The sequence below is a fragment of the Bacillus sp. K7 genome (assembly GCF_053903245.1).
Genome location: NZ_CP096406.1, coordinates 1,872,012 through 1,884,923, shown reverse-complemented (window position 1 = coordinate 1,884,923; position 12,912 = coordinate 1,872,012). Strand labels below are relative to the sequence as shown.

Annotated in this window: 11 protein-coding genes and 1 pseudogene; 11 read left to right on the top strand and 1 reads right to left on the bottom strand. The window is 45.6% G+C overall.

Annotated features, from left to right (window positions below):
• Positions 1-45: 45 nt before the first annotated feature.
• From M1D98_RS09615 to nrnB, 11 genes and pseudogenes are all read left to right on the top strand, one after another.
• Entirely contained in the window at positions 46-438 is a 393-nt protein-coding gene (locus tag M1D98_RS09615) for a DUF1360 domain-containing protein (protein ID WP_268529869.1), read from the top strand.
• Positions 439-589: 151 nt separating this feature from the next.
• Positions 590-2,122, top strand: coding sequence for a glycoside hydrolase family 10 protein (locus tag M1D98_RS09610; RefSeq protein ID WP_456280204.1), 1,533 nt, complete (start codon positions 590-592; stop codon positions 2,120-2,122).
• Between the two features lie 119 nt (positions 2,123-2,241).
• Positions 2,242-2,809 (top strand): annotated as a pseudogene (locus tag M1D98_RS09605) (GNAT family N-acetyltransferase).
• 399 nt (positions 2,810-3,208) lie between these two features.
• On the top strand, positions 3,209-4,351 hold the full coding sequence (locus tag M1D98_RS09600) for an acyl-CoA dehydrogenase family protein (RefSeq protein ID WP_121642673.1): 1,143 nt from the start codon (positions 3,209-3,211) through the stop codon (positions 4,349-4,351).
• Between the two features lie 43 nt (positions 4,352-4,394).
• Complete coding sequence (locus M1D98_RS09595; RefSeq protein ID WP_121642672.1) at positions 4,395-6,041, top strand: AMP-binding protein; 1,647 nt, start codon at positions 4,395-4,397, stop codon at positions 6,039-6,041.
• A 9-nt stretch (positions 6,042-6,050) separates the two neighbouring features.
• Entirely contained in the window at positions 6,051-7,385 is a 1,335-nt protein-coding gene (locus tag M1D98_RS09590) for an acetyl-CoA carboxylase biotin carboxylase subunit (protein WP_121642671.1), read from the top strand.
• 14 nt (positions 7,386-7,399) lie between these two features.
• Positions 7,400-7,618 carry an acetyl-CoA carboxylase biotin carboxyl carrier protein subunit gene (locus tag M1D98_RS09585; protein ID WP_010330638.1) on the top strand — a complete coding sequence of 73 codons (219 nt, stop codon included), beginning with the start codon at positions 7,400-7,402 and terminating at the stop codon, positions 7,616-7,618.
• 17 nt (positions 7,619-7,635) lie between these two features.
• Positions 7,636-8,538, top strand: a complete 903-nt coding sequence (gene ldeG, locus M1D98_RS09580; RefSeq protein WP_456280203.1) for a hydroxymethylglutaryl-CoA lyase — start codon at positions 7,636-7,638, stop codon at positions 8,536-8,538.
• Positions 8,539-8,555: 17 nt separating this feature from the next.
• Complete coding sequence (locus tag M1D98_RS09575; protein ID WP_456280202.1) at positions 8,556-9,338, top strand: enoyl-CoA hydratase; 783 nt, start codon at positions 8,556-8,558, stop codon at positions 9,336-9,338.
• Positions 9,339-9,346: 8 nt separating this feature from the next.
• A complete protein-coding gene (locus tag M1D98_RS09570) occupies positions 9,347-10,882 on the top strand; it encodes an acyl-CoA carboxylase subunit beta (protein WP_456280201.1) in 1,536 nt (511 codons plus the stop codon).
• 173 nt (positions 10,883-11,055) lie between these two features.
• Positions 11,056-12,255, top strand: coding sequence for an oligoribonuclease NrnB (nrnB, locus tag M1D98_RS09565; RefSeq protein ID WP_456280200.1), 1,200 nt, complete (start codon positions 11,056-11,058; stop codon positions 12,253-12,255).
• A 45-nt stretch (positions 12,256-12,300) separates the two neighbouring features.
• Here nrnB and M1D98_RS09560 read toward each other — a convergent pair whose 3' ends face one another.
• Positions 12,301-12,897, bottom strand: coding sequence for a DedA family protein (locus M1D98_RS09560; RefSeq protein WP_010330644.1), 597 nt, complete (start codon positions 12,895-12,897; stop codon positions 12,301-12,303).
• Positions 12,898-12,912: the final 15 nt, after the last annotated feature.

Genomic DNA, 12,912 nt, shown 5'->3' with positions numbered 1-12,912 from the left:
AACACTAGGGAATGATAACATCATCCTTTTTCTTGGAGGCTTGTCATGGATCGTCTTTCTTTGCTTACTTTTATCATACTGATACTAGCCAGTTACAGGCTGACACATTTAATTGTATTCGATAAAATCACGGAATTTATCCGAAAACCTTTTATGAAAAAGAAAAGGATCGTTGATCAAAATGGTCATATAGATGAAAAAAGCGTGCCGGCTTCTAATTTTGGATACATGCTCAATTGCTACTGGTGTGCCGGCGTTTGGTGTGCGATCTTGATTGGACTGGGCTATCTCTTTTTCCCTCGTATTGCGATCCCAGTCATCTTTATTTTAGCCATCGCAGGAGCACAAGCGATTCTTGAAACAGCTGTCGGTGTCGGCGTAAAACTCATTGATGTGTTAAAGAGCCTGCAAACGATGTTAAATGATAAAAAGTCCTAAGCAACGCAAATATGCTTTGGGCTTTTTTCGTTTATTTTGGTGATATAGACATAAATCCTGATTTCTTCTAACCGAACAAGCACCCTTTTACAGCCCGGGAATACCGTAATAGCGAAAAGTGAAAGTGATGTAATGGGGGAGAAGAAACAGAATGAAGGTTCGCCAAAAGCCGATTGTCCGCTTCCTTGTCAGTTTAATCATCGGAACGTTTGTCATCTCCGTTCCGTTTATGGCCAACGCACAGCATGACAGGGAACTGAGAGCCGTATGGATCGCTTCCGTCTTAAACCTTGATTGGCCATCAAAAAAAGGATTATCAGCGGAAGAGCAAAAACAAGAGTATATGAAACTGCTTGACGATGTACAGACAATGGGAATGAATGCCGTTATTGTTCAAATTAAACCGGCGGCAGATGCCTTTTATCCATCCGCTTACGGACCGTGGTCTGAGTACTTAACCGGTGTCCAAGGAAAAGACCCGGGCTATGATCCGCTTGCGTTTTTAATTGAAGAAACCCATAAACGAAATTTGGAATTTCACGCATGGTTTAATCCTTACCGTATTACGATGAATCATACAGACCTCAATCAATTATCTGCGGATCATCCGGCACGAAAGCATCCAGAATGGGTTGCCGCTTACGGAAACCAGCTTTATTACCATCCGGGCATTCCTGAAGCGAGAGATTTTATCGTCAAAGGCATTGAGGAAGTCGTAAAGCATTATGATATCGATGCCGTTCATATGGATGATTATTTTTATCCTTATAAAATAGCGGGGCAGGAGTTTCCTGACCAAGTTCAATATGAACAATACGGAAAAAACGTATTTTCCAATATTGATGACTGGCGGCGTGATAATGTGAACCAGCTAGTCAAACAAATCAACCAAACGATTAAGGCCGAAAAGCCCTACGTCAAATTCGGCATCAGTCCCTTTGGTGTATGGAGAAACGCGGCAGATGACCCGACCGGATCAAATACCAAAGCTGGCGTCAGGAACTATGACGATCTATACGCCGACACAAGACATTGGATACAAGAAGGAGATATTGATTATATTGCCCCGCAAATCTATTGGAGCATCGGCTTTCACGCAGCCGCTTACGATGTGCTGGCTGATTGGTGGAGCAATGAAGTCAAAAACAGGCCTGTTCATTTATACATTGGGCAAGCAGCCTATAAAATCAATAACAACTTTGACCCGCCATGGTCCGACCCCGAGGAGTATGGAAGACAAATCACCTTAAACCGGCAGCTTGAGCTTGTAAAAGGAAGCATGCACTTCAGCCTCAAAGACCTCAACAAAAATCCGCTTGGCATCAAAGACAGACTCATCAACGAGCTTTACAGCAAACCGGCACTCATTCCGCAAACGCCTTGGCTTGACAGTACCGCACCAAAAAAACCGAAGCTTACGAAAGTGACCGGAGACAATCACGGCAATCTTTTGCACATTCAAGACCACCCATCAAATCAAAAATCGAAAGAAACAGCCTATTATGCGATATACAGAGCTGAGGGGAAAAAGAACAAAACATTGCTGGCAACCACACGAAAAACAAATGAGCAGCAAACCTTCTTAGATAAAACGGCAGACCCAAACAAGAGGTATACGTATTATGTCACTGCAGCAGACCGGCTCCATAATGAAAGCAAGGCTTCCAAACAAAAGACAAAATAAGGAGTGAGAAGGACGGCTCTCAAAGTCGTCCTTTTTTTAAAAAAGCGATGTTGAAACAGGATCATTATCATAAGCCGCTGAATTGGTTAAAGAAAAGAAAAAGCAAGGGAGAGACTCACATGAATATGGAAGCGGTTTTCGGACATTTCCCAGTATTGGAATCTAAGGATCTAGTTTTAAGTAAAATTGAAGAGATACACGTACAGGATGTATTTTCGATCTATGATAATGTCAAAGTATTTGAATACTGTGGGATCATCCCAAAACATAACTTAAAAACAGTACATAAAATGATTGGCCATTTTGATCGGGATTACAAGAAAAAAAAGCAGGATCAAGTGGGGAATGTTTCCGAAGAGCCAAGAGAATGCACTGGTTGGGATTATAGAAGCGATGGATTTTAACCAGAAAGCAAACATGGTAACAATTGGATACTACTTAGCTGAAGCATACTGGGGGAAGGGCTTTGCTACAGAGTCCGTCCGCATGCTTGCAGCTTTTTTATTTAAAAACGTCAATGTAAACAGAATTCAAGCTGAAGTCATGCCTGAAAATGAAGCTTCAAAAAACGTCCTCTTAAAAAACAATTTTACAAAAGAAGGATTGCTCAGACAGGCTACCTATTGGTCCGGGAAAGGAGTTGTTGATGTAGAGATATACGGCCTTCTTAAGAATGACTACATATAAGTCTTTCTTTTTCAAATACGATTCGAATATCAATGTCTGACAGAGGAGCTCACTCAATTGCGGGGTGAATTCTGGTTTAGGCGCTGCACTATTTTTTGTCCAGTCTCAAAATATTAATCGGTTACAGTACGCTGTGATATAGCTCGGTTTATGAGAACAGCCGTCGGTTGATTGATTGACACGTTCCCACTTGGAATCACCCTATCATCTCTTTCCGGACACTGCTGAACAGGCAAATCAATGCGTTTGCGATATGATGATGTCCGCCTAAATTTGATCAACCCGTTGATATTTTCACATAAAAATGATTTGGTTTTTAATTTTCAGACTTCTTCTCTCAGGGAATGATTACAGAACTCGCCTAATAGGATGTTACAAAGATGTGAAGGAGGAAACCATGTGAATTTTGAGCTGACAAAAGAACAGCAAATGGTACGTGAAATGGTAAAGGATTTTGCGAAAAAAGAAATCGCTCCTCACGCTGAACATGTAGATCAAACAGGCGAGTTCCCGATCCAAACATTCAAAAAAATGGGTGACATCGGACTGATGGGCATTCCATTTCCGGAAGAATACGGCGGATCAGGGGGCGACACGATTTCATATGCCGTAGCTGTTGAAGAGATCGGAAAAGCCTGCGGCAGTACTGGATTGAGCTATGCAGCGGCGGTCTCGCTCGGCGCAAGCCCGCTTTATTACTTCGGAACAGAAGAACAAAAACAGGCGCATTTGACTCCACTGGCTTCGGGTAAAGCACTCGGGTCATTTGGCTTAACGGAACCAAATGCAGGATCAGATGCAGGAGGCACTCAAACGAAAGCCATGACAAAAGGAGACGATTATGTCATCAACGGCGAAAAATGCTGGATCACGAATGCAAGCTACGCACGCACGGTGATTGTAACCGCAGTAACAGGCAAAAACAAAGACGGAAAAAACATCATTTCCGCTTTGATCGTGCCCACTGACACACCCGGACTTACGATTACGAGCCCGTACGATAAAATGGGCGTCCGCGGTTCAAACACAGCGGAAATTTTGCTTGAGGATGTCAGAGTGCCTGCGGGCAACTTACTCGGCGACCCAACAAAAGGGTTTAAACAGTTTCTATACACGCTGGACGGCGGGCGGATCTCCATTGCTGCTCTTGCAGTCGGCATCGCTCAAGCGGCACTTGAAGCCTCATTGGCATATGCGAAAGAACGGAAGCAGTTCGGACAGCCGATTTCTTCCTTTCAGGCGATTCAATTTAAGCTTGCTGACATGGCGATGGAAATTGACCTTGCCAGACAAATGGTGTTAAAAGCCGCTTGGCTGAAAGACCATCACCGCCCGTTCACAAAAGAAGCGGCGTACGCCAAGCTGTTTGCATCTGAAATGGCGACAAGAGCATGCAATCAAGCCATTCAAATCCACGGAGGTTCAGGCTACATGAAGGAATATGGGGTGGAACGGATGCTGCGGGACGCAAAATTAATGGAAATCGGTGAAGGCACATCTGAAATTCAGCGTATCGTGATCGCCAGACAGCTTTTAACATAAAAATGTAAACGCTTTCTCATTGCGTAGAAAGGTGGAAAAGTGCATGGCAGAACTCATCCATTCCACAATCGGCAGACTGCTTGAACAAACCGCTGCAACCTATCCCGACCACGAAGCGGTTGTTTATCCAGACAGACATATCCGCTATACGTACGCCCAATTTGACTGTCTGTGCCGTCAAACTGCTAAAGGACTCATGCGGATGGGGATCGAAAAAGGAGACCACGTAGCCATATGGGCTTCGAATATTCCCGAATGGCTTGCCGTTCAGTTCGCCACCGCAAAAATCGGGGCCGTGCTCGTGACTGTCAATACCAATTACCAAGCACACGAGCTCGATTACTTGTTAAAACAATCGGATGCCGCTGCGCTTATTGTCATGGATTCCTACCGGGGCACTTCTTACACAGACATCTTAAACAGCCTTATTCCAGAGCTGCAAACCGCTGAGCCCGGCAAGCTGACATCAGACCGCTATCCCTTTTTAAAAACGCTGATCTATATTGGCGAAAAACGTTTGCCGGGCATGTATCATTGGGACGATACAGAGATACTGGCGAAAACAGTGACGGATGCTGAGCTGGAATCTAGAATGAACAGCCTTGAAAAAGATGATGTGATTAACATGCAATACACTTCAGGAACGACAGGCTTTCCTAAAGGAGTGATGCTGACCCATTTTAATGTCATCAATAACGCTTCTAATATCGCTGAATGTATGGCATTAACCTCTCAAGACCGCCTGTGCATTCCGGTCCCGTTTTTTCACTGCTTCGGATGCGTGCTTGGGGTTTTGGCGTGTGTGTCCGTTGGGGCAGCCATGATACCTGTACAAGAATTTGATCCCGTTACCGTCCTTAAGACAGTCGAAAAAGAGAAATGCACAGCGCTTCACGGCGTGCCGACCATGTTTATCGCCGAGCTGCATCATCCGGATTTTCATGCATATGATTTATCGATGCTTCGAACAGGCATCATGGCAGGCTCTCCCTGCCCAAGCGAAGTGATGAAAGCTGTTATTGAAAAAATGGGCATGAAAGACATTACGATCGCCTATGGACAAACCGAAGCTTCACCAGTCATTACGCAAACGAGGGCAAATGATTCCTTCTTAAGGAGAGTCGAAACAACCGGCCGCGCCCTGCCGCATGCAGAAGTGAAAATTGTAGAACCCGGGACATGTCAAGAAGTTCAAAGAGGCGTGCAGGGAGAGCTTTGCACCCGCGGCTATCATGTGATGAAAGGGTATTATAAAAATGAAGAAGCAACCAAAAAAGCAATCAATGCCGACGGATGGCTGTTTACCGGAGATCTTGCTGTCATGGATGAAGACGGGTACTGCCGCATCACCGGAAGATTAAAAGACATGCTCATCAGAGGCGGTGAAAACATTTATCCGAGGGAGATCGAAGAATTTTTATACCGGCATCCCGCTATTTTAGATGTACAGGTCGTTGGTGTGCCTGATACTAAATTCGGAGAGGAGGCCGCAGCCTGGATTAAGCTGAAGGCCGAAAAAAGCGTTTCATCTGAAGAGCTTACATCTTACTGCAAAGGGAAAATCGCCCGCCACAAAATTCCGCGTTATGTGATTTTTACAGACGAGTACCCGATGACGGCTTCAGGCAAGATTCAAAAATATAAACTGCGTGAAAAAACGATTGAAATGTTCAACTTATCATGTCAATGAGGTGAAGTCATGTTTACAAAAGTACTGATCGCCAATCGCGGAGAAATCGCAATGAGAATTATCCGAACGTGCAGCCGTCTCGGCATCAAAACGGTCGCGGTTTATTCAGAAGCAGATAAAGACGCGCCCCATACAAAGGCGGCCACAGAGGCTTATTTCATCGGGGAATCAAGAGTCAGTGAAAGTTATTTAAATAGAGAGAGAATCATAGAAACAGCGAAAAAAGCAAACGCCGATGCCATCCACCCGGGATACGGGTTATTATCAGAAAACAGCCGATTTGCTGAACGCTGCAAACAAGAAAACATCGTGTTTATCGGCCCTGCGCCCGATATCATCGCAAAGATGGGCAGCAAAATTGAAGCCCGTAAAGCAATGGAAGCGGCAGGTGTCCCTGTCGTTCCCGGTGTTTCCGAATCCCTCGGAGACATTCAGGCAGCCTGCCGCACTGCAAGCCGACTCGGCTATCCTGTCATGCTGAAAGCTTCAGCGGGCGGGGGAGGCATCGGAATGCAGCTTGTTCAAAACGAGGAAGGATTAGTAAAGGCGTACGAGGGAAACAAAAAGCGCGCTGCAACTTTTTTCGGCGATGGGTCAATGTATATGGAGAAAGTCATTGAGCATGCCCGCCACATCGAAGTTCAGCTTTTGGCCGATCAGCATGGCCATACAGTACACCTGTTTGAACGCGATTGCTCAGTTCAAAGACGGCATCAAAAGGTCATTGAAGAAGCGCCGTCTCCTTTTGTAGACGATGAACTGAGAATGAAGATTGGGCAAACAGCCGTAAAGGCAGCAAAAGCGATCGGTTATACGAACGCAGGCACCATCGAATTTTTAGTTGACCAGAATCAAAACTTTTATTTTCTCGAAATGAATACGAGATTGCAAGTTGAACACCCCGTGACTGAAGAAATAACAGGCCTGGACTTAGTGGAGCAGCAGTTACGGATTGCCGCAGGCCATACTCTTACACTCTCCCAAAAAGAGATCGAACGAAACGGGCATGCGATAGAGGTCAGAATATACGCGGAAGATCCGAAGACCTTCTATCCGTCACCAGGTACGATCACTGCGTTTTCACTCCCTGACCAAAAAGGGGTGAGACACGAATGCGCGGTAGCAAAAGACAGCACCGTTACCCCTTTTTATGACCCGATGATCGCCAAAATGATTGTCAAAGGCCAAACCAGAGCGGAAGCCATTGCAAAGCTGGAGTCAGCGCTCCGCGACTATCGGATAGAAGGAATCAAAACAAATCTACCTCTTCTCATACAGGCTGCAGGATCAAAAGCATTTAAGGAAGGGGATATCACGACTGACTTTTTGAAACAGCACCTATAAAGGAGGCAGTTGCTATGACGGTTATGATACAAATGGCGGGAAACCTGTGGAAAGTCCACGTTAAAGCCGGCGATCAAATTGAAAAAGGCCAGGAAGTTGCCATTTTGGAATCAATGAAAATGGAAATCCCGATCGTTGCAGACAGAAGCGGAACCGTAAAAGAGGTCAAAAAACAAGAGGGGGATTTTGTAAATGAAGGAGATGTGCTGCTCGAACTAAGTGATTCCATTTAATGTTGGGGAGGCAGACCATGTCATATCCTAAAAAAGTGACCATCAAAGAAGTCGGCCCGCGTGACGGCTTACAAAACGAGCCCGTATGGATCGCAACAGAAGATAAAATCACTTGGGTCAACCAGCTTTCCCGGACAGGGCTTTCCTACATCGAAATCACATCCTTCGTGCACCCGAAATGGATTCCGGCGCTTCGAGATGCGATAGACGTCGCAAAAGGCATCGACCGTGTAAAGGAGGTAACGTACGCGGCACTTGTTCCGAATCAAAAGGGACTGGAGAACGCGCTTGAAGGAGGCATTGACGAAGCTTGCGTCTTTATGTCCGCCAGCGAGACGCACAATAGAAAAAACATCAACAAATCGACTTCTGAAACTCTTCACATTCTCAAACAAGTAAACGATGACGCAATAAAAGCAAACCTCACAACAAGAGCCTACCTCTCAACCGTTTTCGGCTGTCCATACGAAAAAGATGTCCCCATTGAACAAGTGATTCGCCTTTCTGAAGCCCTATTTGAATTTGGAATTTCTGAACTGTCGCTTGGAGATACAATCGGAGCGGCAAATCCCGCCCAAGTTGAAACCGTGCTTGAAGCTCTTTTGCCACGATTCCCCGCCAATCAATTGGCCTTGCATTTTCATGATACGAGAGGAACGGCGCTGGCCAACATGGTCACAGCGCTCCAAATGGGCATCACTGTGTTCGACGGCTCGGCAGGCGGGCTTGGAGGCTGCCCATATGCTCCAGGTTCGTCAGGAAACGCCGCAACTGAGGACATCGTGTATATGCTTGAACACATGGGCATCAAAACAAATGTAAAGCTCGATAAACTGCTTTCTGCGGCCAAATGGATAGAAGAGAAAATGGGCAAACAACTGCCGAGCCGAAATTTACAGGTGTTTAAATCATCTTCATAAAAGAGAGGACAAATACAATGGAAGAATCTATTCTTTTTACCGTTCAAAACGACCACATTGCCGTGATCACTTTAAATAGGCCTCAGGCGGCAAATGCTCTTTCAGCGGAAATGCTCAGAAACCTGCATGTGATTCTTCAGGAAATTGAATTCAATGCAAACATCCGCTGCGTCATCCTCACAGGCACCGGTGAAAAAGCGTTTTGCGCGGGGGCAGACCTGAAAGAACGGATAAAACTGAAAGAAGATCAGGTTCTGGAACATGTATCTCTCATTCAAAGAACGGCGTCTTTACTTGAAGCCCTGCCGCAGCCAATCATAGCTGCGATAAACGGAATCGCATTAGGCGGCGGGCTTGAATTGGCATTGGCATGCGACCTTCGAATCGCAGCTGAATCAACTGTGCTGGGGCTTCCAGAAACAGGTTTAGCCATTATCCCGGGCGCTGGAGGGACCCAAAGGCTGCCCCGGCTGATCGGTAGAGGAAAAGCAAAAGAATTAATATATACAGGCTGCCGCGTCACCGCACACGAAGCAAAAGAAATTGGCCTTGTAGAGCATGTCACGACTCCCTGTGACCTCATGCCAAAAGCAGAGGAACTGGCCGCAGCCATTTCTGCCAACGGGCCGATCGCCGTCCGCCAAGCTAAATTCGCGATCAATAAAGGGATGGAGACAGAGCTTGCTACAGGTCTCGCGATTGAACAAAAAGCATATGAACATACCATTCCGACAAAAGACAGAAGAGAAGGGCTTGAAGCGTTTCAAGAAAAAAGACGGGCCGTATATAAGGGCATATAAAGGAGGCAATGTTCATGGATTATGAAAAGGAACGAACAGAACGGGCCGAACGGATTCGAAAAGGCGGGGCGGAAAAGTATCATCACAGCAACCAAGAAAAAGGCAAGCTCTTTGTCAGAGAGCGGCTTGCTCTTTTGTTTGACGATGACATCGAGCTTGAAGACGCTTTTTTTGCGGAATGCATGTCAGACGGGCTTCCCGCTGACGGAGTCATTACAGCCATCGGAAAAATCGGCGGCCAAACCGTTTGCGCCATGGCCAATGACTCAACGGTAAAAGCAGGATCATGGGGAGCAAAAACCGTTGAAAAAATCATCAGAATTCAAGAAACAGCGGAAAAATTAAACTGTCCGCTCCTTTATTTAGTCGATTCAGCAGGCGCCAGAATCACCGACCAAATCAATGTATTTCCAGGGCGGAGAGGTGCGGGAAGGATTTTTTACAATCAAGTCAAATTATCAGGATGCATTCCGCAAATCTGCCTGCTTTTCGGGCCATCTGCGGCAGGGGGCGCTTATATCCCGGCCTTCTGTGACATTGTCGTCATGGTAGACGGTAACGCCTCCATGTATTTAGGCTCACCGCGGATGGCGGAAATGGTTATCGGCGAAAAAGTGACTCTCGAAGAAATGGGCGGCGCCCGTATGCATTGCTCAATTTCCGGCTGCGGAGATATTCTAGCAGAAACAGAGAAAGAAGCCATACGTCTGGCACGGACTTATTTGTCTTACTTCCCGGCAAATTATCAAGAAAAAGCACCTATGCAAGAGAAACGCCCGCCAAAACACTTCGACTCCCAGCTTGCCGACATCATTCCGCAAAACCAAAATGCGCCTTTTGATATGTATGAGCTCATAGAGCGGGTCATTGATGAAGGGTCTTTTTTTGAAATCAAAGCTTTATTCGCACCTGAATTAATAACGGGCCTCGCACGAATTCACGGGCAGCCTGTCGGCATTGTTGCCAATCAGCCGAACATAAAAGGCGGTGTCTTATTCCACGATTCGGCAGACAAAGCGGCTAAGTTTATTACCTTATGTGACGCGTTTCATATCCCATTGCTGTTCCTAGCGGATATACCCGGCTTTATGATCGGCACAAAGGTAGAGCAAGCGGGCATTATCAGGCACGGCGCAAAAATGATTTCAGCGATGTCAGAGGCAACTGTTCCTAAGCTCTCTGTCATCGTCCGAAAAGCGTACGGAGCGGGGTTGTATGCAATGGCAGGGCCGGCATTTGAACCGGATTGCTGCCTGGCGCTCCCAACCGCCCAAATCGCCGTCATGGGCCCAGAAGCAGCTGTAAACGCCGTCTATGCAAAAAAAATTTCCGAGCTGCCGAAAGAAGAGAGGGCGCCGTTTATCAGCAGCAAACGGGAGGAATACAAAGAGGACATCAATATATACCGCCTGGCTTCAGAAATGATCATCGATGCCGTGATCCCGGCCAATTCGCTGCGCGATGAACTGGCCAAACGGCTCAAAGCATACATGACAAAGGAAATGACATTTACGAATCGAAAGCATCCGGTTTATCCGGTATAAAAAAGCAAGGGCTTTAGGGAGCGCAAAAAAGCGTTCCTTTTATATATTAACAATAATAACATTATGTTAACTAACTAACTTTGCATAAAACGCGATGTTTTTTAGAATAGTAAATAAAGGCTGCCGCTTCTCTAGCGGCAATTGTCAGTTCATCATAAAAAGGGGCCTACATGATGTATCATTTATATTCACATAACGACTTAGACGGAGTAGGGTGCGGAATCGTAGCAAAATTGGCATTCGCAAAAGATGTTGAGGTCCGGTATAACTCTATCAACGGCTTAAACGCTCAAGTGCAGTACTTTTTAGAAAAAGCGAAAGAGAACAAAAGACAAGACGCATTATTCATCACTGATCTTTCTGTCAACGAAGAAAACGAAGAGAGATTAAATGAGTATGTTCATGCGGGCGGAAAAGTAAAGCTGATTGACCATCATAAAACAGCGCTTCATTTGAATGAGCATGAATGGGGATTTGTCCAAGTGGAATACGATGATGGAAGGCTCTCATCGGCCACATCGCTTTTATATGGCTATCTCGTTGAGAATGGTTTCATGAAACCGACAAATGCCTTAGATCAATTTACAGAACTCGTCCGCCAATATGATACATGGGAGTGGGAGCGGTATGATCAAAAACAAGCGAAGCGGCTTAATGATCTTTTCTTCCTGCTGTCAATTGATGAATTTGAACAAAAAATGATTGAGCGTCTTTCTGCGCATGATGAATTTTTCTTTGATGATTTCGAAGAGAAACTGCTTGATTTAGAAGATGCAAAAATCGAGCGCTACCTACGCAGGAAGAAAAGGGAAATGGTGCAAACGTTTGTTCACGAACACTGTGTGGGCATCGTTCACGCAGAATCTTATCATTCTGAGCTTGGTAACAGGCTTGGAAAAGAAAATCCGCATCTTGATTACATTGCGATTTTAAGCATGGGGTCAAAGCGGGTCAGCCTGCGCACCATCCATGAGGACATCGATGTGTCAGAAATCGCCGGCCGATACGGAGGCGGCGGGCATGCTAAGGCGTCCGGCTGTTCCATCACCGATGAAGTATACGAATTGTTCGTTGCTGAAGCATTCCGAATCGATCCTGTCCGACCAGATGCTTTCCGTAATATCTATAATCTAAAGGGATCGGCGAACGGATCACTGTATGAAAATCGCGCACAAATGAGATTTTTTCTGTTTCCTTTAGACAACGAGTGGAATATCCAGATTAACGGGGAAGCACAGGAAGAAACATTCGCATCTTTTGAAGAAGCAGAATGGTTTATCAAAAGAAATTATGCGGCATCACTCGTGCGTGATGAAGGATTTGTCGTATTTTTAGCGGAGCATTTGAAGCTGGCAAATCAGCATCGCCGATAAAAAAATATGCATAGGGAATCAACCATCCCTATGCATATCAGCTAGCTATCGTTTAAAGATAACTGCACGTTTTTTAATCACAAAGTAAAGGGCAATCACGACAATAGCCAGTATCATAATCGGCGTTGTATAAGTGCCCGCAATGTTCTCAACGTCATCCCACTGGCTTCCGAGCTGAATGCCTAAATAAACAAACAGAATAGACCACGGAATGATCGCAAGTACAGTCAATACGACAAATTTGAGAAACGGCATTTTCGCAATGCCTGCGGGAATGGATATCGCATGTCTGACAACTGGGATAAAACGTGCCGAGAAGACAACCCCCGTGCCGTATTTTTGAAACCAGTTTTCTGACATGTCAATATGATGCTTTTTAATCAATAGGTACTTCCCGTATTTGTCCAAAAACGGTCTGCCGCCATAGCGCCCGATCCAATAAATAAAGATTTGGGCAATGGTGCCGCCGATAACGCCCGCAATAATGGCGCCAATAAATCCAATCGTGCCCTCCGATACCATGTAGCCGCCATAGGCCAATACAATTTCACTCGGAATGATTTCAATCATTAAGCCAATCGCAATGCCCGCATATCCCATATTCGTCAGCCATGCTAACATTTCGCTTATCAAACTGCCCACATTCTTCACAACCTG

Coding starts and splice junctions, on each gene's coding strand:
- M1D98_RS09585 (WP_010330638.1), top strand. CDS start 7,400: ATGACGGTTATGATACAAATGGCGGGAAACCTGTGGAAAGTCCACGTT.
- ldeG (WP_456280203.1), top strand. CDS start 7,636: ATGTCATATCCTAAAAAAGTGACCATCAAAGAAGTCGGCCCGCGTGAC.
- M1D98_RS09570 (WP_456280201.1), top strand. CDS start 9,347: ATGTTCATGGATTATGAAAAGGAACGAACAGAACGGGCCGAACGGATT.
- M1D98_RS09615 (WP_268529869.1), top strand. CDS start 46: ATGGATCGTCTTTCTTTGCTTACTTTTATCATACTGATACTAGCCAGT.
- M1D98_RS09575 (WP_456280202.1), top strand. CDS start 8,556: ATGGAAGAATCTATTCTTTTTACCGTTCAAAACGACCACATTGCCGTG.
- M1D98_RS09595 (WP_121642672.1), top strand. CDS start 4,395: ATGGCAGAACTCATCCATTCCACAATCGGCAGACTGCTTGAACAAACC.
- M1D98_RS09610 (WP_456280204.1), top strand. CDS start 590: ATGAAGGTTCGCCAAAAGCCGATTGTCCGCTTCCTTGTCAGTTTAATC.
- M1D98_RS09590 (WP_121642671.1), top strand. CDS start 6,051: ATGTTTACAAAAGTACTGATCGCCAATCGCGGAGAAATCGCAATGAGA.
- nrnB (WP_456280200.1), top strand. CDS start 11,056: ATGTATCATTTATATTCACATAACGACTTAGACGGAGTAGGGTGCGGA.